This window comes from Microbacterium sp. AZCO (assembly GCF_039614715.1).
Taxonomy (GTDB): domain Bacteria; phylum Actinomycetota; class Actinomycetes; order Actinomycetales; family Microbacteriaceae; genus Microbacterium.
The window spans coordinates 1,471,199-1,495,345 of sequence record NZ_CP154857.1; the positions used below are offsets into that span (position 1 = coordinate 1,471,199).

Here is a 24,147-nt window from a genome sequence, read left to right on the forward strand (position 1 = left end):
GGCGCCCGCCCGGGAGTGCCGCGGGGGCGGGGCGGTCAGCCCTGGGCGGGACTGAAGACGAGCTCGAAGGCGTTGGGGTTCGAGCTCAGCAGGGTCCAGACGGCGCCGACGTTCGTCGCGGCGGGACACTGCAGCGTCGCGACGAATCCCTGGCCGAGGGCGCCGAAGGCGCGCGCCGCGATCAGGTAGGTCGACCCCGACTGGTCGTCGGCGCCCGGGACGGCCCGGGTCTGCACGCGCTCGGAGGGCGTCCGGAACGGTGCGATGTCGTCCTGCACGTACGTCGCGATCTCCTCGGCGGTCGTGCCGAACTGGGCGGCGAGCAGCTGATCCGAGAGCGCCTTGTCGTCCGACGAGGGATCGAGCCCGGTGAGCGGGCCCTCCCAGTAGCCGATCGTGCAGCCGATCGCGTCGCTCTTGTACGACCACGACCCGTTCCCGTCGCGCGCAGTGACGACGGTGTAGCCCGCCGCGCCCTTCAGCGGGTCGGCCCACGACGCCGTCTGCGTCGGGTCGAGCAGATCGCCGTCCGCGAACTGGATCTCGACGGTCGGTGACGGAGTCCCTATCGGCGTCGGCGTCGGCGTGGCACTCGCTCCGCCCCCGGGCGCGACGGTGCACGCGGACGCGCCCGCCACCACCGCGATGACGAGTGCCGCGCTCAGCGCGCCGCGCAACCACCTGCTCACGACGCGACGCGCTCTCCCACGCGCTGGCCGACGACGGCCGAGACGCCGTCCTGGCGCATCGAGACGCCGTAGAGGGCGTCGGCGATCTCCATCGTGCGCTTCTGGTGCGTGATGACGATGAGCTGGCTCGACGCGCGCAGCTGCTCGAAGACGCCGAGGAGGCGTCCGAGGTTGGCGTCGTCCAGCGCCGCCTCCACCTCGTCGAGGATGTAGAAGGGACTCGGCCGGGCCTTGAAGATGGCCGTCAGCAGCGCGACGGCGGCGAGCGAGCGCTCGCCTCCGGACAGCAGCGAGAGGCGCTCGATCTTCTTGCCGACCGGGCGCACGGCGACCTCGATGCCCGTCGTGAGCGGGTTGTCCGGGTCGGTCAGCGAGATGCTCCCCGTCCCCCCGGGGAAGAGCACCGGGAAGACCTCGCCGAAGGCGGTCTTCGTGTCCTCGAACGCGGCGAGGAAGATCGTCTGCATCCGCTCGTCGAGCTCCTCGATGATCGTGAGGAGATCCTTGCGGGTCTGCGTCAGATCGGCGAGCTGCTCGACGAGGAACTTGTGGCGCTGCTCCAGCGCGGCGAACTCCTCGAGCGCGAGCGGATTGACCCGCCCCAGCTGCGTCAGCTTCCGCTCGGCATCCTGCAGCCGTCGGCGCTGCTGCGCACGATCGTAGGGGGTGGTGGATGCCTCCTCCCCGTCATCCTCGTCGCCAGTCACGTCGGCGGGAATCGACTGATCCGGACCGTATTCCGCGACGAGCACATCCTCATCGAGGCCGAGTTCGGAGGCGACGCGCTCGAGGAGGCTCGTGACGTGCAGGCGCTTCTCGTGGATCTGCAGCTCGAGGCCGTGGACGCTCTCGGTGAGGCCGGCGAGCCGCTCGCGCACCGATGACTCGCGCGCCCGCAGGTCGGCGAGCTCCTGCGTCAGGGCCGTGCGGGCGCTCTCGGCGGTCGCGAGCTCGACCCGCGCCTGCGCGACCGATCGGTCGACGGAGTCGAGGAGCGGCGGGAGCTGCGCCGCGACGTCGGCGGCGATCTCGCGCTGCGCGCGGCGGATGACGGCGCGCCGCGCGGCCTCGGCGGCGGCCTCCCGCTCGCGCTCGCGCTGCTTCTCGAGCTGCAGCACCCGCGCCTCCCCCGCTCGCACGCGCTCGCGGAGCGTCTCGACGTCGAGGCGCGTGCGCATCTCGGCCTCGCGCGCCGCATCGAGCGCCCCGAGCAGGCCCTCTCGCGCCGACGCGTCGAGGATCGGTCGCGGCGCCTCCAGGGCCACCGTCAGCTGTTCATCGGCGACGCTCGCCGCGCCCGTCGCCTCTTCCACGGCGGCTTGCGCCTGTGCGAGCCCCGCCGCGAGGCGGTCGCACTCGGCGATCGCGGCCTCGTGGCGCACGGTGGCGCGGTTGACCTGCTCGGCGTGTGCCGCGAGTGCGGCATCGTGGGCGCGGAGCGCCTCGAGCGACGCCTTCGTCCGCTGCCGCGCCGTCTCGAGTCCGCGCACCTCGCCACCGAGTGCTTCGCGCAGCGAATCGGCGACGACCTCGATCTCGGCGAGGCGCTCGGCCGCGGCATCCCGTTCCGCTGCGAGCTCCAGGCGCGAGCGGCCCTGGCCCGATCCGGCGCGCACGGTCTGGGCGGTGACGACCTCACCGGCGCGCGTCACGACGGTGACCCCGGCCGGGGCGTCCGCCGCGACGGCGGCCGCGGCAGCGAGGTCGTCGGCGATGAGCACACGGGACAGGATGCCGAGCACGCCCTCGGGCCCGGTGACGACGTCCTGGGCCGCCGTCGTTCCCGCTGCGGGTGCGACGGTCTGCTCTCGGCGGGCGTCCGCGATCGCGATGTCGACGACGCCGAAGTCGCCGTCGCGCGCCGTCGCGGCGACGGCGAACGCGGCGTCGCGGGAGTCGACGAGCACGCCCTCGGCGAGCGGTCCGAGCACGGCCGCGATCGCCGCCTCGAAGCCGGGCTTCACCTTGATCGCGTCACTGAGGAGGCCCCGGATGCCGTCGCCGCCTCGCGCGATGATGTCTGCGGCGGCGTTGCGCACGTCGAGCGCGCGGCTGAGGGCCTTCGTCTGCGCGGTGAGCGATTCGAGCTCCCGCTCCGCGGCGTGCAGGCGCTCGCGCAGGGCGCCGACGGCGGTCTCCGCGTCGGTCGCGTCGCGCTGCGCACGCTCGTACTCGGCCGCGTACTGCGCGGAGGTGCCCTCGGCGACGAGGTCGGGGTCGACGCCGGCCAGGGTCTCCTCCGCCTCGGCGCGACGCTGCAGCGCGGCATCCAGCGCCTTCTGCTGACGCTCGACCGCAGACCGCACCGCGGCCAGAGCGGAGGCCGCGGCTTCGGCCGTGCCGCGCAGCGCCGTGATGCGCATGTCGTGCTCCGAGACGAGCGCGCTCTGCGCGGCGATGTCGACGTCGAGGGCATCGAGCTCGGCACGTGCGCGGATGACGTCGCGCGCGGCCTCGGCCGCGGCATCCTGAGCCTCCCCCAGTCCGCTGGCGATCTCGTCGATCTCGGCGCGGGCCTCGTCGATCGTCGACTGGGTCACCGTGACGCGCGACGTCGGGTCTTCGTCCTCGGCCTCGCCGAGGAGCGCCAGGCGCTGCCCCGCCAGCGTGTACAGGGAGCGCACGCGCTCCTGCACCCGCTCGAGGTCGAACGCGACGCTCCGCGCCCGGTCGACGGCCTCGGACCGCTGATCGGCCTCGAGCAGCTCGATGCGGGCGCGGACGTTGTCGAGCTGGTCCTGCAGGACGATGCGCTCGGCATGGCGCTCCTGCTCGCTGCGCGCGTGATCGGCGAGCTCGGTCCGCAGTCCCACCAGCTCGTCGGCTAGCAGGCGCGCCTTGGCGTCGCGGACGACGGCCGCGATCGTCGCCGCCTCGCGCGCGATCTCGGCCTGCCGCCCGAGCGGCTTGAGCTGGCGCCGAAGCTCGCCCGCGAGGTCGCTGAGGCGCATCAGGTTGGCCTCCATCGCCTCGAGCTTGCGGAGAGTCTTCTCCTTGCGGCGGCGGTGCTTCAGGATGCCGGCGGCCTCCTCGATGAATCCGCGCCGGTCCTCGGGCGAGGCCTGCAGCACGCTGTCGAGCCGGCCCTGGCCGACGATGACGTGCATCTCGCGGCCGAGGCCGCTGTCGCTGAGGAGCTCCTGCACATCGAGGAGGCGGCACGACTCGCCGTTGATGGCGTACTCGCTCGCCCCGTTGCGGAAGAGCGTGCGGCTGATGCTCACCTCGGAGTACTCGATCGGCAGCACGCCGTCGGAGTTGTCGATCGTGAGCTGCACCTCGGCACGGCCGAGGGGACCGCGCGTCGCCGTGCCGGCGAAGATGACGTCCTCCATCTTGCCGCCGCGAAGCGTCTTGGCACCCTGCTCGCCCATGACCCAGGCGAGCGCGTCCACGACGTTCGACTTGCCCGATCCGTTGGGACCGACGATGCACGTCACGCCGGGCTCGAGGGCGAACGTGGTCGGCTGCGCGAACGACTTGAACCCTTTGAGCGTCACGCTCTTCAGGTGCATAAAGGAGCCTTCCGCACGACCGATCGCTGTCCCGACAACCGTACCCGACACCCTTCTCCCGACTGGGATGCCGGGCCGGGCGCGCAGGGGATGCCGAGCGCGGTGCATGCAAGGTTCCGGTCCGGGGCGCGCAGGAGGGGCCGGATGAAAACCTTGACGAAGGCTGAAGGACTGCGCTAGCGTCACTGTTCGCATCAGAAGTCGAGAGGAGGTCGCCATGATGACGGAAGCCCGTACGCAGCCCACAGCGCCAGCGTTCACAGGCATTCGTGCCGTGGTGACCGGCTCCTTCTGCATGTTCCCCCTCGCGGACCGTTGATCCGCTCGTAGGAGGACTCCGCCCGCAGGCGCTCCCCGGCCGTCGCACGACGCCGGCGCCTCGCGATGTCTCGCGACGATCCCCGCTGCCGCACGGGCGCCCCCGGTCCCCCCGCCGCCGCTCCGCGATCCCTCTTTCCCCGACCTTCCACACCGATCCCTTCCTCTGACAAGAGAGCAGAAATGAACACCACCACCATGACCGGGCTCGAGTTCCGACAACTCACGACCCCGGCATCCATCGAATCCGCGGACGCCGACTTCATCGCGATGGTCGACGTGCGCAACCGCGTGTACCGGGAGATCTCCGGGCACGACGACCACACCATGCCCGCCGACGAGATCATCGGCATCTACCGGCCCGACGAGTACGAGCTCCGGCTCCTGTGGCTCATCGTGCGCGACGGCGAGCCGGTCGGCCGCATCGGCGTCGACATCCCTTGGGAAGAGGGGTCGAAGGCGGCGTACTGGCTGATCGAACTCCTCCAGAGCGCACAGGGCGAGGGCATCGGCAGCGCCGCATACGCGCTCATCGAGGACGTCGCCCGCGAGTACGGGCGCACGGTGCTGCAGTCCTGGGCGCCGCACCCGGCGGCGCCGGGCGCCGCGCTGACCCCGCCGACCGGGTACGGCTCGATCCCGCTCGACCGCGCTGCGCGCTTCTACCTCGCGAACGGGTACTCGCTCGAGCAGGTCGTGCGCAACAGCGTCTTCGACCTTCGGGCGCCGTTCGACGCGGTCGAGCGGCTGCTCGCCGAGGCGAAGGCCGCCTCGGCCGGCTATCGCGTCGTCCAGTGGACGCTGCCGACCCCGGCCGAGTACGTCGACGGCTACGCGTGGATGAAATCGCGCATGTCGACCGACGCCCCCTCGGCCGGACTCGAGCTGGACGAGGAGGTGTGGGACGCCGAGCGCCTGCGCATCCACGACGCCATGTACACCGACGTCGGCCGGCACCTGCTCGTGACCGCCGCGCAGCACATCGAGACCGGTGAGCTGTGCGCGTTCAACGAGCTCGTGATCGGCAAGGACCGCACCGCCGCGTCGGGGCAGGAGGACACCCTCGTGCTCAGGGAGCACCGCGGGCACAAGCTCGGCACGCTCGTGAAGTGCGCCGGACTGCTGTCCTGGCGTGAGATCGCACCCGACTCGCCGCGGGTCATGACGTACAACGCGGAGGAGAACCGGCCGATGCTCGACATCAACGAAGCCATCGGCTTCGTGCCGATCGCCTACGAGGGCGCCTGGAAGAAGGTCATCGACCTGTAACGGGCAGACCGCGGTGCGGGCTCAGCCGGCCCGCACCGCGGCATCCACGCCTTTCGGCAGCTTCTGGCAGTGCGCGCAGTAGTGACTCGACCGGTTCATGAACGACACGCGCACGATGGGACGGCCGCAGCGCGGACACGGCTGTCCCGTGCGGCCGTACGCATTGAGCGAGTGCGCGAAGTAGCCGGCCTGTCCGTTCACGTTGACGTACTGGGCGTCGAAGCTCGTGCCGCCCTCGGCGAGAGCCTTCTCGAGCACGGCGCGCACCTCGGTGAGGAGTCGGTTCACCGCCCGCGTCGACAGCACGAGAGCGGGAGTCTCGGGATGGATGCGCGAGGCCCACAGCGCCTCGTCGGCGTAGATGTTGCCGACACCGCTCACGACGGTCTGATCGAGCAGCACGCGCTTGATCGCGGAGTTCTTGCGGCCCAGAGCCTCGCGGAATCCCCGGTCGGAGAAGGCCGTATCGAGCGGGTCGCGCGCGATGTGCGCGACCTGGCTCGGAACCGCCGCAGCCCGCGTCCCCCGGCCGCCCGGCGCCCCATCGGGCGTGGGCACGAGGGGGTCGACAGCGAGCGAGCCGAACGTGCGCTGATCGGCGAACACGACGGCGAGCTCCCCGTGCTCGGGATGCTGGATGTCGAGCCGCACGCGCTCGTGACGCTCCTCGGGCGAGCCCGGCGCCCGCAGCAGCAGCTGGCCGCTCATGCCGAGGTGGCCGACGATCGCCTCGTCGGGGTCGGCGCCCGCCGACGGTTCGAGAGGGAGCCACAGGAACTTGCCGCGCCGTGCGGCGCCCTCGACGACGCGCCCGGTGAGAGCGGCCTCGAAATGCGACCCGCCGCCGGCGTGACGGGTCAGCGCCCGCTCGTCGAGCACCGTCACGGCGACGATCGTGGCTCCGGACACCGCGGGCTCCAGACCCGCGCGCACGACCTCGACCTCGGGGAGTTCAGGCACGCCCGCTCAGCAGACGCCACGCGCTGAGGGCGGCGGCCGCCTCGGCGTGCTTCTTGCTCGTGCCCGCGCCCTGCGCCGAGACGTCGCCGACGGTGACGGTCGCGGTGAAGCGCCGGTCGTGGTCGGGCCCCGTCGACTCGACGGAATATGCGGGAGCGGCCGCGCCTCGGCGAGCCGCGAGCTCCTGCAGGCTTGTCTTCGGGTCCATTGCGGCGCCATAGCGCTCGGGGTCGTCGAGCAGGGGCTCGATGAGCCGCAGCACGAGGGCGGTCGCGGCATCCGGCCCCGCCGACAGGTACGTCGCCCCGATGATCGCCTCCAGCGTGTCCGCGAGGATCGAGTCCTTGTCGCGCCCGCCCGTCAGGTGCTCGCCGCGCCCGAGGAGGATGTGCGCGCCCAGCCCGATGCGTCGTCCGACGTCGGCGAGGGCCACCGTCGAGACGACGGACGCTCGGCGCTTCGCGAGCGAGCCCTCGTCGAGCTCGGGATGCTGCGTGAACAGCCGCACGGTCACCGCCTGCCCGAGGATCGAGTCGCCGAGGAACTCGAGGCGCTCGTTGTGGGGGATCTGACCGTGCTCGTAGGCGTACGAGCGATGCGTCAGGGCAAGCGAGAAAAGCTCGGCGTCGATGTCGACGCCGAGCTTCTCGGCAAGTGCTGTGCGCGGCGGAGCTGCGGTGAGCTCGTCGGTCGCGCGATCAGGGGTGACCTCGGTCACGTCGCCGGTCGGGCGATCAGACGTCGGCGACCTTGCGGCCCTTGTACTCCAGGAACAGCTCGGTGCCCTGCGAGTCGGTGACGACCTTGGCCTGGTGAGGACGGCTGTAGACGACCTTGCCGTTCTCGACCGTGGTGGTCAGCGTGATGGGCGCCGCCTTCCACTGGGCACGACGCGAACGCGTGTTGGAGCGGGAGACCTTCCGCTTCGGGGGGTTACCTGCCATGGCTAGCTCTCTTCTGTGTTCTCGACGGGTCAGCTGCCCGGCACGGGGCGCGGCGCATCGTCGTCGTGGTCTTGGGTGTAGTCCTGGAGCGCTGCCCAGCGTGGATCGATGGGAGCGCTGGGCGCTGGACCGGCCTTTGCGGTGAGTCGCTCACCCGTGGCCGGATCGAGGCCGGGGCAATCCGGCTCACAGACCGGTTGAAACGGAAGCGACAGGACGATCGCATCCCTGACCGGAGTTTCAAGATCCACGTGGTCGTCTTGAACCTCGAAGTCAGTTGTCTCCCCTCCAGGATACGCGAAAAGCTCCTGAAACTCGACTTTGAGGCCCTCGGCGATGTCGCGGAGGCATCGTCCGCACACGCCGGTGTACTCCGTGTCGGCCTCGCCCGTGACGAGGATGCCCTCGTGCACGGATTCCAGACGCACGTCGAGAGCGATCGGCTCGCCCTCGGTCACGGACACGAGTCCCTCGCCCCATTTCGCGGGCGCGGGGACGTCGAGAGTGAACTCCCGCATCTCACCGGGGCGGTGGACGATGTCTCGGACGGGGAGGTCGAAGGGTCCCGTATGGCGCTTTCTCACGGTCGTCCATGCTACCGGCGGCAGCATGTGCGAGGCCTGAGTCAGACGTCCGCCGGCGTTCCGAGGAACCGTGCGACGGCGGCCGGGACGAACGGCGAGACATCGCCGCCCAGGGATGCCACCTGCCGCACGAGCGAGCTCGAGACCAGGGCGTGCGCGGGGTCGGGCAGCAGGAACACGGTCTCGACGTGCGCGAGATGGCGGTTCACGATCGCCATCGGCGTCTCGTACGCGACGTCGACCTGCGAGCGGATGCCCTTCACGAGCACCCCGGCGCCGACATCGGTCGCGTAGTCCACGAGAAGGCCCATGCTCCACGAGGCCACGACGACGTCGCCCTCGATGTCGCTCTCGGCGATCGACTGCTCGAGCAGCGTCAGACGCTGCGCGATCGGCAGCATCGCCTCCTTGCCCGGATTGTGCACGACCAGCACGTGGAGCTGGTCGTAGAGCGCCGCGGCCCGGCGGATGACGTCGAGATGCCCGAGCGTCGGCGGGTCGAACGAGCCAGGGACGACGGCGATCCGGCGGTTCATGGGTTCAGCCTATGGGACTGCGCGGAAGGCCGGTCGCGTCAGCTCTTCGCCAGTGCGGCGCGCTCCTCCATGCCGACGCGGCGCTCGATCGCCGTGGCGAGACCGGCGTGGCGCTGCAGCGCGGGATCGTCCGCGAGCACGTGCTCGGCGGCATCCCGAGCCTCTGCGATGAGATCCGCGTCCTTCACGACGCGCAGCAGTCGCAGCGACGACCGCACGCCCGACTGGGCATCGCCCAGCACGTCGCCTTCGCCGCGCAGCTCGAGGTCGACTTCGGCGAGCTCGAAGCCGTCGAGCGTCGCGGCGACCGCCTCGACGCGCGCGCGGGCGGACGTGCCGGGCGCCGCCTCCGTGACGAGGAGGCAGAGACCGGGCACTCCCCCGCGGCCGACGCGGCCGCGCAGCTGGTGCAGCTGCGAGACGCCGAAGCGGTCGGCCTCGAGGATCGCCATCGTCGACGCGTTGGGCACGTCGACTCCGACCTCGACGACGGTCGTCGCCACGAGAACGTCGATGTCGCCCCGTGCGAAGGCCTGCATGACGGCATCCTTCTCGTCGGAGGGCATCTTGCCGTGCAGGATCTCGACGCGGATGTCGGAGAAGGCGGGATGCCGGGACAGCAGGTCGCCCGCCTGCACGACCCCCCACCTGGTGCGGGTCGTGGAGCCCTCCTCGGGCTCGACGTTCTCGTCGGCGGTGTCGTCCTTCGTGGCGGCCTCGGCGTCGATCGCGGCGCACACGACGAAGGCCTGGCGACCCTGACCGACCTCCTCCGCGATGCGCTCCCAGACGCGGGCGAACCATGCCGGCTTCTCGGCGAGCGGCGCGACGAAGGTCTGGATTCCCGCGCGCCCCTGCGGCATCGTGCGGATCGTCGACACGTCGAGGTCGCCGAAGACGGTCATCGCCACCGTGCGCGGGATCGGCGTCGCGGTGAGCACGAGCGCGTGCGGCGAGCTCCCCTTCGCGCGCAGCGACTCGCGCTGCTCAACGCCGAAGCGATGCTGCTCGTCGACGACGACGAGGCCGAGGTCGGCGAAGGTCGTCGATTCGCTGAGGAGCGCGTGCGTGCCCACGACGATGCGAGCCTGCCCCGACGCCACGCGCAGGGCCGCTTTCCGGCGCTCCGCGGCGGTGAGCTGACCGGTGAGGAGCGTGGGCATGAGCTCGGGCGCGAGCTGCGGGCCCAGCATCCGCGCGATGGAACGCACGTGCTGCGCCGCGAGCACCTCGGTCGGTGCGATGAGGGCCGACTGGCCGCCGCTCTCGGCGACCTGCAGCATGGCGCGCAGCGCGACGAGCGTCTTGCCCGACCCGACCTCGCCCTGCACGAGGCGGTTCATGGGCCACTCGCCGACGAGGTCGCGCTCGACCTGATCGCCGACCGTGATCTGATCGGGGGTGCGGGGGAACGGCAGCGCGTCGTCGAAGCGCTGCAGCAGTGCGCCCGCCGGCCGCTTCGTGGCCGAGAGGGCGCGCACGAACTGGCGCTGCTGGAGGAGGGCCGCCTGGAGGACGAACGCCTCGTGCCATCGGAGCGTTTCGCGGGCCTGCTCGATCTGGTCTTCGAAGTCGGGGCGGTGGATGCGCTCGATGGCGGTGCGGGCGTCGAGCAGACCGTGCTGCGCACGCAGGGCATCGGGCAGCGGATCCCCGATCTCGCCGAGCCCGGCGAGCACGAGCTCCACAATCTTCGTGAACTGCCAGCTCGCGACCGTCGACGTCGCCGGATAGATCGGGATCGGCAGGTTCGCGTAGGCCTGGGCGTTCAGCCGCGCCGTGTCCTCGTCGTCGAAGAGCTCGTAGTCGGGGTGCGCGAGCTGCTTCGCCCCGCGGTATTCGCCCACCTTGCCCGCGAAGATGCCCCGTCGGCCGGGCCGCAGGTCTTTCAACCGCCAGGCCTGATTGAAGAAGGTGAGCGAGAGCTCGCCGTTGCCGTCGCTGATGACGACCTCGAGGATGTTCCCCTTGCGTGCCTGCATGCGCCGCTCGGCGGCGCGGCGCACTTCGGCCACGATCGTCACCGGCTCGCCGACGGGCAGCGAAGGGATGGGCGTGAGCTCCCCGCGCCGCGCATACCGCCGCGGATAGTGCGCCAGGAGGTCGCCGACGGTCTTCATGCCGAACGCGCGCTCCAGCACCCCGGCCGTCTTGCCCCCGACGGCGCCGTCGAGGCGCGATTCGAGGGTGTGGCCGGGCATGCGTCCACTCTAGACAACGCCTCCGACGCCGCGGTTTGTAGGGTGGGAGCGTGACGCGCATCATCGCCGGCCGCGCCGGCGGGACGACCCTCGACGTCCCCGGCAGCGGCACGCGGCCCACGAGCGACCGGGTGCGCGAGTCGCTCTTCGGCGCCCTCGAGTCGGCCGACGCCCTCATCGGCGCCCGGGTCGTCGACCTCTACGCGGGCTCCGGCGCCCTGGGCCTCGAGGCTGTCAGCCGTGGCGCGGCATCCGCCGATCTCGTGGAGCGGGCGGGCCCCGCCGCGACGGTCGTCCAGCGCAATGCGGCGCGCGTGACGAAGGCGATGGGACGGGATGCCGCGATCCGCGTGCATCGCCTCGCGGTGTCGGCGTATCTCGCCCGTGCCGCCGGTCCGTTCGACCTCGCGTTCCTCGACCCGCCGTACGACCTCGGCGAGGCTGAGCTCGCGTCGGCTCTGGACGCCCTGCGCCCGCTGCTCTCCGAGCACGCCGTGGTGGTCGTGGAGCGGGCGCGACGCTCCCCCGCGCCCGACTGGCACTCCGCCGGGCTCGAGGCGCTGCGCGATCGCGCCTACGGCGAGACGACGATGTGGTGGGGTCAGCCCCGCGCCGAGTCCCAGTCCCGATAGGGATCCCAGCCGCCGGCCGTCGCGGGTGCGGCGTCATCGACGAGCACCGACAGGTCTCCACGGTCGGTCACGAGGCCGATCCGGCGGAACCCGTCGGGCAGCGCCGCTTCGGCGGGGAACGTCGCGAGAAGGGCGTGGTCCTCTCCCCCGCTCAGCGCCGGCTCGGGCCCGACGGCGCGACCGTCGAGGACGATCGTCACGCCGGAGGCGTCGGCCATGCGCCGCGCGTCGAGCACGAGCCCGTCCGAGACGTCCATGAGGGCGGTCGCCCCGGCGTCCGCGGCCACAGGGCCGAGGGCGAGCGGCGGGGCCGGACGCAGCTGCGCGGCCAGCGCCTCGCGCTCCTCCGGGGCGAGCACGTCGGGGTCGACGGGAATCGGCGTGCCCGCGGCATCCCGGAACCGACCGAAGAGGAGCGCGAGGCCGTGGGCGGCGCGGCCGAGCTCGCCCGCGACGGCCACGACGTCGCCGGGGCGCGCTCCCGATCGGCGCACCGGCGTGCGTCCATCGAGCGACCCGAGCGCGGTGACGGCGATCGTGAGGGTGTCCGACACGGTCAGGTCGCCGCCCTCGACCGCACAGCCGGGGACGAGTGTCTCGCACGCGGCGCGCAGTCCATCCGCGAGGCCCTCGACGAAGGTCAGGAGCGTGTCGTCGGGCATGGCGAGGGCGACGAGGAGCGCGGTCGGACGCGCGCCCATCGCCGCGACGTCCGCGAGGTTGACGGCAGCGGCCTTCCAGCCCAGGTCGAACGCGCTCGACCAGGCCAGGCGGAAGTCCGGCCCGTGCACGAGCGTGTCGGTGGTCGCGACGACCCGTCCATCCGGCGCCGCGAGGACGGCCGCGTCGTCCCCCGGACCGAGGAGGGCCGACGACGGGCCGAGGCGGTCGAGGATCGCCCGCAGGATCACACCCTCGGAGAGGTCTCCGACGCGGGATGCGGCGGCGGGAGAGCTCATCGTGCCAGGTTAGCCTGGAGGGGTGATCCGATCCCGCCGCGTCCGCTCTGCGGGAGCCGTCACCGCTCTTCTCGTGGCGACCGCGGCACTCGCCGGCTGCAGCAGCACGGTCTCGCTGCAGGCCGCGCCGGACGCGAACGATCCGCGCTGCGCCGACGTCACGGTGCGCCTCCCCCAGACCGTCGACGGGCAGCAGCGGCGCTGGACCGACGCGCAGGCCACGGGGGCGTGGGGCGATCCGGCATCGGTGCTGCTCACCTGCGGCGTCGAGCCGCCCGGACCCTCCACCCTGCGGTGCATCACCGTCGGCGGCGTCGACTGGCTCGTCGACGAATCCGAGTCGCCCCACTACCGGCTGACGACCTACGGGCGCACGCCCGCCGTGCAGCTGTACATCGACAATCAGGCGGTGTCGCCCAACAACGTGCTCGACGACGTGCGTCTGGCCGTGTCGCAGCTGCCGAAGTCCGCCGAGTGCACGGCGCCCGAAGCCCCGCTCGACGAGCAGGACTCGGGCACCGGCTGATCAGGACGCTCGCTCGAGCGCGGTGTCGACGAGCTCCGAGATGAGCTCGGGGTAGGTCATGCCCGATGCGAGCCAGCACTTCGGGAACATCGAGATCGGCGTGAAGCCGGGCATCGTGTTGAGCTCGTTGACGACGAGGCCGTCGGCGGTGAGGAAGAAGTCGACGCGGGCGAGACCGCGCCCGTCGACCGCCTCGAAGGCGCGGACGCCGAGCTCCTGGATCGCCGCGATCTCGGCATCGGTGAGATCCGCCGGGCACACGACATCGGCGCCGTCGCCTCCGAGGTACTTGCCCTCGAAGTCGTAGAACTCCCGCGTCGTGAGGACGATCTCGCCGGGGAGCGAGGCGCGCGTGGGGGCGCCCCCGCGACCCTCCAGGACCGCGACCTCCACTTCGCGGCCGACGATCGCCGACTCGATGAGGACCTTGTCGTCCTCGGCGAAGGCGAGCTCGAGCCCAGCGTCGAGCTCCGACGGGTCGTGCACCTTGGACACGCCGACGCTCGACCCCGCCCGTGCGGGCTTGACGAAGACGGGGTCGCCGAGGGAGGCGGCATCCCTCCGCACACCCTCGGGATCGGACGCCCACCGCGCGCGGGTGACCGTGATCCACGGCGACACCGACACTCCCGCGGCCTGGAGCACGATCTTCATGAAGTGCTTGTCCATGCACAGCGCCGAGTCGAGCACCCCGCCGCCCGCGTAGGGGATCTCGAGGGTGTCGAAGAAGCCCTGGATCGTTCCGTCCTCGCCGTGCACGCCGTGCAGGATCGGCAGCACGACGTCGAGGGCGCCGAGCTCGTCGACCGTGCCGTCGGCGCGACGCACGCGCAGCTCGCGATCGCCCACCTCGGGCCACAGGATGCGCGTGCCGTTGTCGATGACCTCGGGGAGGCGCTCGGCGTCGAGCGCGAACTTGTCGGGCTCGTCGTCTTCGAGGACGAAGACGCCGTCGCGCGTGATGCCGACGGGGATCACCTCATAGCGGTCACGGTTGATCGCGCGGAGGACGCCTCCCGCTGTTGCGGAGCTGATCGAGTGTTCGCTGGAGCGACCTCCAAAGAGCACCACCACCGCCGGCTTGTCCATTCTGCGTCCTCTCGCCCTGCGGCTCGTCGTCTTCGGTCGTAAGGTGCGGCGCGATCTCGCGCGGGTCCATGGTGCCGTCGAGCACGCGCTTGACCTGCTCGACGATGGGCATCTGGATGCCGGCTTCCTTGGCCAGCTGCAGCACCGGCGCGACCGAGGCGAGACCCTCGGCCGTCTGGTTCATCTGCTTGACGACGTCGTCGAAGCGGTAGCCCTGTCCAAGCAGGCGCCCGGCGGTGTTGTTGCGGCTGAGGGGCGACTGGCACGTCGCGATGAGGTCGCCGAGACCCGCGAGGCCCTGCAGCGTCTCGGGGTGCGCGCCCTGCGCGACCGCGAAGTCGGTCATCTCGACCAGGCCGCGCGTGATGATCGACGCCTTGGTGTTCTCGCCGTAGCCGACGCCGTCGACGATGCCGATCGCGACGGCGATGAGGTTCTTGAGCACGCCCCCGAACTCGGTGCCGATGACGTCAGTGTTGACGAACGAGCGGAAGTAGCGGTTGCGCGAGCGGCGGGCCACCGCATCCGCCGTCTCCTGGCTCGTCGAGGCGATGACGGCCGCGGTGGGCTGTTCGCGGGCGATCTCGAGCGCGAGATTCGGACCGGATGCCACGGCGATGCGGGCCGGGTCGCAGTCGAGCTCCTGCTGGATGACCTCGCTCATGCGCAGCCCCGTGCGGCGCTCGACTCCCTTCATGAGGGAGACGATCGGCACGTCGGTCTTCGACACGAGCGGCCGCACGGCCTTGAGGTTCTCGCGGAGGGTCTGGCTCGGCACCGACAGGTAGACCTGATCGGCGTTCTCGAGCGCCTCGGAGAGGTGGTGCGTCGCCGACATCTCCCGGGGCAGGTTGATGCCCGGGAGGTACTGGCTGTTGCGCTTGGCCTCGTCGATCTCGTGCGCGAGCTCGGCCCGTCGCGCCCACATCGTGACGTGCGCGCCGCCGTCGGCGAGGATCTTGCCGAACGTCGTCCCCCAGCTGCCCGCGCCGACCACGGCGACCCGCGGCAGCGACTCCGGCCTACGGCTCAAGGCGCCCCGTCTCCTTCTGCCCGTGCTCGGCCGGATTCCAGCGCTCCGCCGGCGCCGGCTCTTCGCGGATCGTCGAGAGCAGCTGCGCGATGTCGGCCATCAGCACGTCCGTCGCCGCCACGAGACCGGCAGGCTGACTCTCGGCCGCGCGGAACGTCGAGAGATCCACGGGCGGGCCGATGACGACCCGCACGGGGCGCCGCAGCGGCCAGAGCTTGAGCTTGCCGTAGCGCGGAAGCACGGCCTGGCATCCCCACTGCGCCATCGGGACGAGCGGGATGTCGCCCGCGAGAGCGAGCCGCACGGCGCCCGTCTTGCCGCGCATCGGCCACATGCCGGGGTCGCGCGTCAGAGTGCCCTCGGGGTACACGATCACCCCGCGACCGAGCTCGACGAGAGTCTCGGACGTTTCGAGCGTCTGCCGGGCCGAGGCCGCCGACGACGAGCGTGCGACCGGCACCATGCCGGTGATGCGGAGGATCCAGCCCAGCACCGGCACGCGGAACAGCGACTCCTTCGCCATGAAGCGCGGCGCGCGGCCCGCCTTCCAGACCGCCAGCGCGACGGCCAGCGGGTCGGACTCGGAGTAGTGGTTGGGGGCGAGGACGTACGCGCCTTCGCGCGGCAGGTTCTCGGCGCCCTCGATGTCGAGCTTGAACAGCAGCGAGATGAGGGGCGCGATCACGGCGGCGAGCGGCCAGAAGACGCTCGGCTTCGACTTCTCGGTCGACGCCTTCAGCCGCGGCGAGGTGGCTGCCACGGCGTCAGCCGATGACGTCGAAGTCGGCGCCGAGGGCGTCGAGCTTGGCGAACAGCTTCTCGTAGCCGCGACGGATGATGCCGACGTTGCGCACGACCGACTCGCCCTCCGCCGCGAGAGCGGCGATGAGGTAGCTGTAGCCCCCGCGCAGATCCGGCACCACGACGTCGGCGCCGTGCAGCGGCGTCGGGCCCGTGATGACGGCGGCCTGCTCGAGCTCCCGACGCGGAACGCGGCGGTCGGCGGAGGCGAGCCCGTGCGGGTGCACGACGATGTCGGCGCCCATCTGCACGAGGGCCTTCGTGAAGCCGAGGCGGTTCTCGTACACGGTCTCGTGGACGGTCGACACGCCGGGGGCCTGCGTCAGCGCCACGATGAGCGGCTGCTGCCAGTCGGTCATGAAGCCCGGGTGGACGTCGGTCTCGACGACGACGGGCTTCAGCGCGCCGTCGCGACGGAACTGGATGCCGTCCTCGCGGATGTCGAACCAGCCGCCCGCCTTGCGGAAGACGTTGAGGAAGGTGAGCATCTCCTGCTGCTTGGCGCCGCCGACGAAGACGTCGCCGTCGGTCGCGAGGGCGGCGCACGCCCACGAGGCCGCCTCGTTGCGGTCGAAGATGCAGCGGTGGTCGTACCCCCGCAGCGAGTCGACGCCCTCGATGAGGATGACGCGGTTCGGCTCGTACGAGATGATCGCGCCCATCTTCTGCAGCACCGCGATGAGGTCCATGATCTCGGGCTCGATCGCCGCGTTGCGCAGCTCGGTCGTGCCCTTCGCCCGGACGGCCGTGAGCAGCACCTGCTCCGTCGCGCCGACGCTCGGGTAGGGCAGCTCGATGAGTGCGCCGTGCAGGCCCTGCGGGGCCGACAGGCGGATGCCGCTCGGCAGCTTCTCGACGATCGCGCCGAAGTTGCGCAGCGCGTCGAGGTGGAAGTCGATGGGACGGTCGCCGATGCGGCACCCGCCGAGGTCGGGGATGAACGCCTGGCCGAGCAGGTGCAGGAGCGGCCCGCAGAACAGGATCGGGATGCGGGATGCCCCGGCGTGCGCGTCGATCTCCTCGAAGTGGGCCGACACGGCGCCGCTCGGGTCGAGGTGGAGCACGCCCTCCTCGTCGCCGTCGTCGACGCGCACGCCGTGCACCTCGAGCAGCGAGCGGACGACCTGCACGTCGCTGATGTCGGGGACATCGCGCAGCGTGCTGGTCGTCTCGCCGAGCAGCGCCGCGACCATGGCCTTCGTCGCGAGGTTCTTCGCACCCTTCACCTCGACGCGACCCGTCAGCGGTCGACCGCCGCGGATCGCGAGGGTCTCTCCGGACAACTCTCTGTCTCCTGTCTTCGGACCTGCCGAGTCGCTGAGAAGTGTGTTCATCCGGTGGGACCTCACTTTGTCGGTGATGGATGGCGCGGCTCGCCCTGGTGGGGCGCCGGCGAGGGTGCGGGAACGCCTTAGCTTACGGAATCGGAAGTGTGCGAGGCCTCCACGCCTCGCGACGAGCCTCGAATTCGGAGATCCTGGCTTCGTTGCGCAAGGTCAGCCCGATGTCGTCGAGACCCTCGAGAAGGCGCCACCTAGTGTAATCGTCGATCTCGAACGGGACCTCCAAGACCGTCCCCGAGCCTGCCGAGGGGCCGATCGTCGCCGTGCGCGACTCGAGGTCGACCGTCATCCGAGCGCCCGGCTCCGCCTCGATCGCCGCCCAGATCGCCTCGAGGTCGTCTTCCGAGACGACGCCCGTCACGAGTCCCTGCTTGCCGGAGTTGCCGCGGAAGATGTCGGCGAACTTCGGGCTGAGCACGACCTTGAAGCCGTAGTCGCGGAGCGCCCAGACGGCGTGCTCACGGCTCGACCCCGTGCCGAAGTCGGGTCCCGCGACGAGGATCGACGCGCCGGCGTACGCGGGCTGATTGAGGACGAACTCGGGGTCCTGCCGCCAGTTGGCGAAGAGGGCGTCGTCGAAGCCCGTCTTGGTGACGCGCTTGAGGTACACGGCCGGGATGATCTGGTCGGTGTCGACCGCGGAGCGCTTGAGCGGCGCGGCGATTCCGGTGTGCGTCGTGAACTTCTCCATGTCAGGCCACCCCTTCCCGCTCCTGCTGAGCTTGTCGAAGCACCGGAAGGTCGCTCGGGCTCGAGAGCGTGCCGCGCACCGCCGTGGCGGCCGCGACGAGCGGCGACACGAGATGCGTGCGCCCGCCCTTGCCCTGGCGGCCCTCGAAGTTGCGGTTCGAGGTCGACGCGCAGCGCTCCCCCGGTGCGAGCTGATCCGGGTTCATGCCCAGGCACATCGAGCACCCGGCGAACCGCCACTCGGCGCCGAACTCCTCGAAGACCTTGTCCAGGCCCTCCGCCTCGGCCTCCAGGCGCACCCGCGCCGAGCCGGGGACGACCATGACGCGCACGCCCGGGGCCTTGGTGCGGCCCTCGATGATCGAGGCGAAGGCGCGGAGGTCTTCGATGCGGCTGTTGGTGCACGACCCCATGAAGACCGCGTCGACCGGGATCTCCTTGAGCGGGGTGCCGGCCTCGAGGTCCATGTACTCGAGGGCACGCTCGGCGGCGGCCCGCTCGTTGGGGTCGGCGAACGACTCGGGAGAGGGCACGACGTCGGAGAGCGACACCCCCTGGCCGGGGTTCGTCCCCCACGTCACGAAGGGCTCGAGCTCGTTCGCGTCGAGGAAGACCTCGGCGTCGTAGACGGCACCCTCGTCGCTGGGCAGGGTCCGCCAGTAGGCGACGGCGTCGTCCCAGTCCTGACCCTGGGGAGCGTGCGGACGACCCTCGAGGTACGCGAACGTCGTCTCGTCGGGCGCGACCATGCCGGCGCGCGCGCCCGCCTCGATCGACATGTTGCAGATCGTCATGCGTCCCTCCATGGAGAGGGAGCGGATCGCGGACCCGCGGTATTCCAGGACGTAGCCCTGGCCGCCGTTCGTGCCGATCTTCGCGGTGACCGCGAGGATGATGTCCTTCGCCGTCACGCCGGGCTTCAGCTCGCCCTCGACCGTGATCGCCATCGTCTTGAACGGCTTGAGCGGCAGGGTTTGGGTCGCGAGGACATGCTCGACCTCGCTCGTGCCGATGCCGAACGCCATGGCGCCGAAGGCGCCGTGGGTCGAGGTGTGCGAGTCGCCGCAGACGACCGTGATGCCGGGCATCGTGAGACCGAGCTGGGGGCCCACGACGTGCACGATGCCCTGCTCCTTGTCGCCGAGCGAGTGCAGACGCACACCGAACTCCGCGGCGTTCCGGCGCAGCGTCTCGATCTGCGTGCGGCTCGTGAGGTCGGCGATCGGCTTGTCGATCTCGAGGGTCGGGGTGTTGTGGTCCTCCGTCGCGATCGTGAGATCGAGTCGGCGGACGGGGCGACCCTCGGCGCGGAGGCCGTCGAAGGCCTGCGGGCTCGTGACCTCGTGGACGAGGTGCAGGTCGATGTAGATGAGGTCGGGCTCGCCGTTCTCGCCCTTCACGACCAGGTGGTCGTCCCAGACCTTCTCGGCCAGGGTGCGCGGACGATCGGGAATGCCGAAGCCGTCGGAAACAGGGGTGCTCATTGCTCTGTCGTTCTCCTCGGATGGGGGATCAAGCCCACAACGGACTCCGCGACGAGGAGGGGCTCAGAACGAGATCTCGCCGCGGCCGCTAAGGAGAAGGCGAGCGATCCGCACCCGGCCACACTACCACCGGGTGCGAAGCGCTCGTCGCGCGCCCCCGCTCAGCGAGGGTCGTCGGAGGCCGGCGGCTGCTCCACCGTCGGTGGGGTGCCCTTCTCCTCCGCGACGGCCGCGGCCGCGGCATCCATCGTCTCCGCCTTCTTCTCCCGGGACGACGAGACGAGGCTCGCGATCGTCGCGACGGCCATCGAGACGACGATGACGAGAAGCGACGTCCAGGTCGAGATCTCGGGGGCCCACTCGACGGGCTCGCCGCCGTTGATGAACGGCAGCTCGTTGACGTGCAGGGCGTGGAAGAACAGCTTGACGCCGATGAAGCCGAGGATGAAGGCGATGCCGTAGTGGAGGTACTTGAGGCGATCCAGCAGCCCGCCCAGGAGGAAGTAGAGCTGTCGCAGTCCCATGAGAGCGAACAGGTTCGCCGTGAACACGATGAACGGGTTTTGCGTGATGCCGAAGATCGCCGGGATCGAGTCGATCGCGAAGATGAGGTCGGTGACGCCGATCGCGATGAACACGAGGATCATGGGCGTCCAGATCCGCTTGCCCTTCACGACGGTGCGGAGCTTCCCCTCGTCGTAGTGGTCGCTGATGTCGATGAAGCGACGCGCGAATCGCACGATCCCGGCCTCGGTCTGCACGTCGTCCTCGTGCTTGCTCGGGAACGCCTGGCGCCACGCCGTGAAGACCAGGAACGCGCCGAAGATGTAGAAGATCCAGCTGAAGCTCTCGATGAGCGCGGCGCCGAGCAGGATGAAGACGCCGCGCAGGATGAGCGCGATGATGATGCCCACCATGAGCACCTGCTGCTGGTAGCGCCTGGGCACGGCGAACTGGGCCATGATCAGCACGAAGACGAAGAGGTTGTCGACGGAGAGGCTGTACTCCGTGAGCCAGCCCGCGACGAATTCACCCATCGCCTGCGGGCTCTGGGTCACCCAGAGGAGCACGACGGAGAAGATCAGCGCGAGCGAGACGTAGAAGACGACCCACAGCGTCGCCTCCTTGAGCGACGGGATGTGCGGTCGCTTGATGATGAGGAGCAGATCGGCGAGGAGGATGAGTGTCAGCACGACGAGCGCGCCGACCTCGAACCAGACAGGGATCTCGTAGGTCATGAAGGCCTTTCGGGAGGGGGTCGCCAAGGGCCGAAAGTCTCTCCCCCGCTGCTGCGGCGCGCGCCCGGGGATGCACGACGGGATCCCGTGATGACGGACGCGCGAGGTGGGATACTCCCTCTCGCCCGATCAGGATACCCGCCCCTCGGCCGTGCCCGTGTTTCGAGGAGGTGAAGGATGCCGCCGAGCACCGTGAGACGAATCGCTCCGGTGCGACACCATCCGGGTGAGAGACAATGAGGCGCCGGCCTGACGGACGGACGGGGATGACTGACATCGAGACGACGGATGCCGCGCTCGTGCGCGCGGCGGCGGACGGCAGCGAGCATGCCTTCCGTGCGCTGTACCGCGCGTACGTGCGACCCGTGTACTGGATCGCGCACGGGCTCGTCGGCAACGCGCCCGACGCGGAGGACGTCACTCAGGAGACGTTCCTCGCGGCCTGGCGCAAGCTCGGCGGGCTCGAGCTCGCCGGCGATTCGCTGCTCCCGTGGCTCGCGACGATCGCCCGGCTGCAGGCGGCGAACCGCATCCGTCGGCAGCGCCGCGACCGGGAGCGGACGGCCGGCGAGGCCGACGAGTCGCTTCCGGCGACGGTGGATGTCGAGCAGCAGGTGATCGACGACGACCTCGCCGAGCGGATCCTGCGCGAGGTCGCGGGCCTCGGGCCCATCGATCGCGACATCTTCCGGCTCTGCGCCGTCGAGGGGTACGCCTATCAGGCCGCCGCCGACGAACTCGGCGTCGCCCACGGGGTCGTGCGCAATCGTCTCTCCCGCATCCGCACGCGACTGCGGACGACCGTCAAGGAGAGCACATGAACACCGCGCACGACGAGGCGTCCGCTCAGGGCGACCGTCTTCCCGAGCTTCCCGATGAGCGCATCGCCGAGATCGAGGAGTCGCTCTTCGCGGCCATCGGACGGGAACGCACCTCCGCCCGCATCCGTCGGCGCCGCTGGTGGATCGGCGGAGCGGCAGCCGCGGCGGTCGTCGTCGTGGCAGCCGTCATCTCCCCCGCGATCGTGCCGCTCGTCACCGGCACGGCCGGGAGCTCCTCGAGCGAGGTCGGCACGGCGGACGGCACCTCGACCGACAGCGGCCCTGCCCCCGCTGAACCTCTCGCCCCGGACACGTCGGGAGGCGCGGCCGACGGGTCTTCGCGCGAGAGCGCGGGGCTGGGCGCGGCATCCGTCCCCGGTGCGAACGATGCGACGGCGGGACGCGACATCATCATGACCGCCTCGGCGACGGTCGTCGTCGACGACGTGACCCCGGCCGCCCGGGACGTCGCCGCCTCGGCGGAATCGCACGGCGGCTACGTCGAGTCCATGAGCGTCGGCCAGAGCGGGAAGGCGACGCCCGTCGAGCCCGGCATCGTCTCCGACCCGACCTACCCGTATCCGCAGACCGACGGGGCCTGGATCACGGTGCGCGTGCCGTCCGATCAGCTGACCGCCATGATGGACCAGCTGTCCGACCTCGGCGAGGTGACGGCCACGTCGATCAACCGGCAGGACGTCACCGAGCAGACCGTCGATCTGCAGGCGCGCGTCGACGCGACCCAGGCATCCGTCGACCGGCTGACGCAGCTCATGGCGCAGGCCGCCGACCTGTCCGACCTCATCGCCGCCGAGACGGCTCTCTCGGAGCGTCAGGCGACGCTCGAGTCGTACCAGCAGCAGCTCCAATCGCTGCAGAGTCAGGTCGACATGTCGTCGCTGACGGTCACCCTGACCCCTGCGTCGGAGCCCGTGAAGGCCGACCCGGCGGGGTTCACCGACGGTCTCGCCGCGGGCTGGAACGGTCTCGTCGCGACCCTGAACGGCATCGTGGTCGCGCTCGGATTCCTCCTCCCCTGGCTGGCCGTCGCCGCCGTCGTCGCCCTCATCGTCTGGGGCGTCGTGCGGCTGGTCAGGGCGCGGCGAGCCCGGCGTTCCGCGACGACGGGGAAGGCGGAGCGGCCGGCCGAGTGAGCCGGCTCAGCTCTGGGCTTCGAGGTGCAGCGTCCGGGTGCGGATGTCCTCCGAGGCTTCACGCGCCCCGTCGAGCGAGCCGATCGGCGCATCCGCGACCGAGACAGCCGCCAGCACCGACCCGGATCCGGGCCCGAGAGTGAGCCACGACGTCGCCGCGACGCCGTCGACGAGAGCCGGAAAGCGCACGATGTCGGATTGTCCGTATTGGGCCAGGGCCCTGGCGTAGTTCAGGATGGCGTCCGCGACGTCGTCCGTCGTGAGGAACCGGCTCCCGCTGATCAACAAATCTTTCATCGCACTCACTCACCCGGGCCCGCGGGCGCACGAAGCCCGGCACGGTCCGTCTGTTCATACTGACCTGATCGTGGGTGCAGGCCCAGCCGCTTGACCGGTTGCGAGGCGTTTGCTAGTTCGGCGAGGAATCGTGGGATGCGGGACCGCCGGGCCGGGCACTCGGTGCCGGCGGACGTGCGGAGCAGACGCAGAAAGAGCCGGTCCAGGAGGACCGGCTCTTTCGCGTTCGTTGGTGACCCCAGCGGGATTCGAACCCGCGTTACCGCCGTGAGAGGGCGGCGTACTAGGCCGCTATACGATGGGGCCGTCAGGCAACCGTTCAAGTATGCCATGGCGATTCCAGTGCGCCAAATCGAGGCGGGAAGGGCCTTCTCCCCTTGCTCGCGGGCCTTTCGCGGCGCTTGACTCGGGGCATGCGAGTCACCAAATTCGAGCACGCGGCCCTCACGATCGAGAACGACGGCGCGAAGCTCGTGATCGATCCCGGCAGCTTCACGATGCCCCTCGACGACCTCAACAGCGTCGTCGCGGTCGTCATCACGCACGAGCATCCCGATCATTGGACGGCCGACCATCTCGACCGCATCCTGCAGTACGCGCCCGGCATCCCGATCTACGGACCCGAGGGGGTCGCGAAGGCGGCGGGCGGCTACGACATCACCGTCGTGAACCCCGGCGACACGGTAACGCTCGACTCCTTCACGCTGACGTTCTTCGGCGGCAAGCACAACGTCATCCACGAGTCGATCCCCGTCGTCGACAACGTCGGCGTGCTCGTCAACGACGAGTTCTACTACCCGGGCGACTCGTATGCCGTGCCGAAGGGCGCCAAGGTGACGCTGCTCGCCGCCCCCGTCGGCGCGCCGTGGCTGAAGATCGGCGAGGCGATGGATTTCGTCCTGGCCGTGAAGCCGCGGCAGGCGTTCGGCACGCACGACATGACGCTGTCGGTCATCGGCCGCGACATGGGCAGAGCTCGCCTCAAGTGGGCGGTCGAGCAGGACGGCGGCGAGTTCCTCGCCCTGGAGCCCGGCGAGGCAGCCGACATCTGACACCACGGGAAT

At 70.7% G+C, this 24,147-nt stretch carries 23 protein-coding genes and 1 tRNA gene; 6 read left to right on the forward strand and 18 right to left on the reverse strand.

The features are described from left to right. Window positions 1-35: 35 nt before the first annotated feature. Together AAIB33_RS06950 and smc are read right to left on the reverse strand one after the other, a co-directional pair. Window positions 36-689, reverse strand: coding sequence for a hypothetical protein (locus tag AAIB33_RS06950; RefSeq protein ID WP_345802818.1), 654 nt, complete (start codon window positions 687-689; stop codon window positions 36-38). Further along, complete coding sequence (smc, locus tag AAIB33_RS06955) at window positions 686-4,204, reverse strand: chromosome segregation protein SMC (RefSeq protein WP_345802819.1); 3,519 nt, start codon at window positions 4,202-4,204, stop codon at window positions 686-688. The genes AAIB33_RS06950 and smc overlap by 4 nt, the downstream gene beginning before the upstream one ends. 501 nt (window positions 4,205-4,705) lie before the next feature. On the opposite strand from smc, the gene AAIB33_RS06960 reads away from it, so the two are divergent. Continuing rightward, window positions 4,706-5,791 (forward strand): GNAT family N-acetyltransferase, encoded by a 1,086-nt coding sequence (locus AAIB33_RS06960; RefSeq protein WP_345802820.1) that lies wholly within the window; start codon window positions 4,706-4,708, stop codon window positions 5,789-5,791. 21 nt (window positions 5,792-5,812) lie between these two features. On the opposite strand, the gene mutM is transcribed toward AAIB33_RS06960, so the two are convergent. The 6 genes from mutM to AAIB33_RS06990 all read right to left on the reverse strand — a co-directional run bounded on the left by mutM (window position 5,813) and on the right by AAIB33_RS06990 (window position 11,016). Further along, on the reverse strand, window positions 5,813-6,751 hold the full coding sequence (gene mutM, locus AAIB33_RS06965) for a bifunctional DNA-formamidopyrimidine glycosylase/DNA-(apurinic or apyrimidinic site) lyase (protein WP_345802821.1): 939 nt from the start codon (window positions 6,749-6,751) through the stop codon (window positions 5,813-5,815). Further along, a complete protein-coding gene (gene rnc, locus AAIB33_RS06970) occupies window positions 6,744-7,469 on the reverse strand; it encodes a ribonuclease III (RefSeq protein ID WP_345802822.1) in 726 nt (241 codons plus the stop codon). The genes mutM and rnc overlap by 8 nt, the downstream gene beginning before the upstream one ends. A gap of 16 nt (window positions 7,470-7,485) precedes the next feature. Then, window positions 7,486-7,695, reverse strand: a complete 210-nt coding sequence (rpmF, locus tag AAIB33_RS06975; RefSeq protein ID WP_028495421.1) for a 50S ribosomal protein L32 — start codon at window positions 7,693-7,695, stop codon at window positions 7,486-7,488. Between the two features lie 29 nt (window positions 7,696-7,724). Beyond that, on the reverse strand, window positions 7,725-8,213 hold the full coding sequence (locus tag AAIB33_RS06980; protein WP_345803394.1) for a YceD family protein: 489 nt from the start codon (window positions 8,211-8,213) through the stop codon (window positions 7,725-7,727). Between the two features lie 107 nt (window positions 8,214-8,320). Then, window positions 8,321-8,815, reverse strand: a complete 495-nt coding sequence (coaD, locus tag AAIB33_RS06985) for a pantetheine-phosphate adenylyltransferase (protein WP_345802823.1) — start codon at window positions 8,813-8,815, stop codon at window positions 8,321-8,323. 38 nt (window positions 8,816-8,853) lie between these two features. Then, a complete protein-coding gene (locus tag AAIB33_RS06990) occupies window positions 8,854-11,016 on the reverse strand; it encodes an ATP-dependent DNA helicase RecG (RefSeq protein WP_345802824.1) in 2,163 nt (720 codons plus the stop codon). Window positions 11,017-11,066: 50 nt separating this feature from the next. Here AAIB33_RS06990 and rsmD point away from each other — a divergent pair, with 50 nt between their 5' ends. Next, on the forward strand, window positions 11,067-11,648 hold the full coding sequence (gene rsmD, locus AAIB33_RS06995) for a 16S rRNA (guanine(966)-N(2))-methyltransferase RsmD (protein WP_345802825.1): 582 nt from the start codon (window positions 11,067-11,069) through the stop codon (window positions 11,646-11,648). On the opposite strand, the gene thiL is transcribed toward rsmD, so the two are convergent. Further along, complete coding sequence (gene thiL, locus AAIB33_RS07000; protein WP_345802826.1) at window positions 11,618-12,607, reverse strand: thiamine-phosphate kinase; 990 nt, start codon at window positions 12,605-12,607, stop codon at window positions 11,618-11,620. The two genes, rsmD and thiL, sit on opposite strands and share 31 nt — an antisense overlap. 22 nt (window positions 12,608-12,629) lie before the next feature. Here thiL and AAIB33_RS07005 point away from each other — a divergent pair, with 22 nt between their 5' ends. Next, a complete protein-coding gene (locus AAIB33_RS07005; protein WP_345802827.1) occupies window positions 12,630-13,133 on the forward strand; it encodes a DUF3515 family protein in 504 nt (167 codons plus the stop codon). Here AAIB33_RS07005 and AAIB33_RS07010 read toward each other — a convergent pair whose 3' ends face one another. The 7 genes from AAIB33_RS07010 to AAIB33_RS07040 form a co-directional block, all read right to left on the reverse strand. Continuing rightward, the gene (locus AAIB33_RS07010) at window positions 13,134-14,222 is read right to left on the reverse strand and encodes a D-alanine--D-alanine ligase family protein (RefSeq protein WP_345802828.1); all 1,089 of its coding nucleotides are present in this window, start codon (window positions 14,220-14,222) and stop codon (window positions 13,134-13,136) included. It lies immediately after the preceding gene. Then, the gene (locus AAIB33_RS07015) at window positions 14,122-15,255 is read right to left on the reverse strand and encodes an NAD(P)H-dependent glycerol-3-phosphate dehydrogenase (RefSeq protein WP_345802829.1); all 1,134 of its coding nucleotides are present in this window, start codon (window positions 15,253-15,255) and stop codon (window positions 14,122-14,124) included. Before AAIB33_RS07015 ends, AAIB33_RS07010 begins: the two co-directional genes overlap by 101 nt. Then, window positions 15,245-16,015 carry a lysophospholipid acyltransferase family protein gene (locus tag AAIB33_RS07020; RefSeq protein WP_345802830.1) on the reverse strand — a complete coding sequence of 257 codons (771 nt, stop codon included), beginning with the start codon at window positions 16,013-16,015 and terminating at the stop codon, window positions 15,245-15,247. The genes AAIB33_RS07015 and AAIB33_RS07020 overlap by 11 nt, the downstream gene beginning before the upstream one ends. 4 nt (window positions 16,016-16,019) lie before the next feature. Further along, window positions 16,020-17,390 (reverse strand): UDP-N-acetylglucosamine 1-carboxyvinyltransferase, encoded by a 1,371-nt coding sequence (gene murA / locus AAIB33_RS07025; RefSeq protein ID WP_345802831.1) that lies wholly within the window; start codon window positions 17,388-17,390, stop codon window positions 16,020-16,022. Between the two features lie 82 nt (window positions 17,391-17,472). Next, window positions 17,473-18,090, reverse strand: coding sequence for a 3-isopropylmalate dehydratase small subunit (gene leuD / locus AAIB33_RS07030; RefSeq protein WP_345802832.1), 618 nt, complete (start codon window positions 18,088-18,090; stop codon window positions 17,473-17,475). 1 nt (window position 18,091) lies between these two features. After that, entirely contained in the window at window positions 18,092-19,573 is a 1,482-nt protein-coding gene (gene leuC, locus AAIB33_RS07035; RefSeq protein WP_345802833.1) for a 3-isopropylmalate dehydratase large subunit, read from the reverse strand. 161 nt (window positions 19,574-19,734) lie between these two features. Beyond that, complete coding sequence (locus tag AAIB33_RS07040; protein WP_345802834.1) at window positions 19,735-20,811, reverse strand: TerC family protein; 1,077 nt, start codon at window positions 20,809-20,811, stop codon at window positions 19,735-19,737. A 266-nt stretch (window positions 20,812-21,077) separates the two neighbouring features. On the opposite strand from AAIB33_RS07040, the gene AAIB33_RS07045 reads away from it, so the two are divergent. Further along, on the forward strand, window positions 21,078-21,632 hold the full coding sequence (locus AAIB33_RS07045) for an RNA polymerase sigma factor (protein WP_345802835.1): 555 nt from the start codon (window positions 21,078-21,080) through the stop codon (window positions 21,630-21,632). Further along, window positions 21,629-22,786: a DUF4349 domain-containing protein gene (locus AAIB33_RS07050; protein ID WP_345802836.1), complete on the forward strand. Its 1,158-nt coding sequence runs from the start codon at window positions 21,629-21,631 to the stop codon at window positions 22,784-22,786. The genes AAIB33_RS07045 and AAIB33_RS07050 overlap by 4 nt, the downstream gene beginning before the upstream one ends. 6 nt (window positions 22,787-22,792) lie before the next feature. Here AAIB33_RS07050 and AAIB33_RS07055 read toward each other — a convergent pair whose 3' ends face one another. Together AAIB33_RS07055 and AAIB33_RS07060 are read right to left on the reverse strand one after the other, a co-directional pair. Beyond that, window positions 22,793-23,083, reverse strand: a complete 291-nt coding sequence (locus AAIB33_RS07055) for a hypothetical protein (RefSeq protein WP_345802837.1) — start codon at window positions 23,081-23,083, stop codon at window positions 22,793-22,795. A gap of 230 nt (window positions 23,084-23,313) precedes the next feature. Next, window positions 23,314-23,389 (reverse strand) — tRNA-Glu (locus tag AAIB33_RS07060). A 107-nt stretch (window positions 23,390-23,496) separates the two neighbouring features. On the opposite strand from AAIB33_RS07060, the gene AAIB33_RS07065 reads away from it, so the two are divergent. Beyond that, on the forward strand, window positions 23,497-24,135 hold the full coding sequence (locus AAIB33_RS07065; protein WP_345802838.1) for an MBL fold metallo-hydrolase: 639 nt from the start codon (window positions 23,497-23,499) through the stop codon (window positions 24,133-24,135). Window positions 24,136-24,147: the final 12 nt, after the last annotated feature.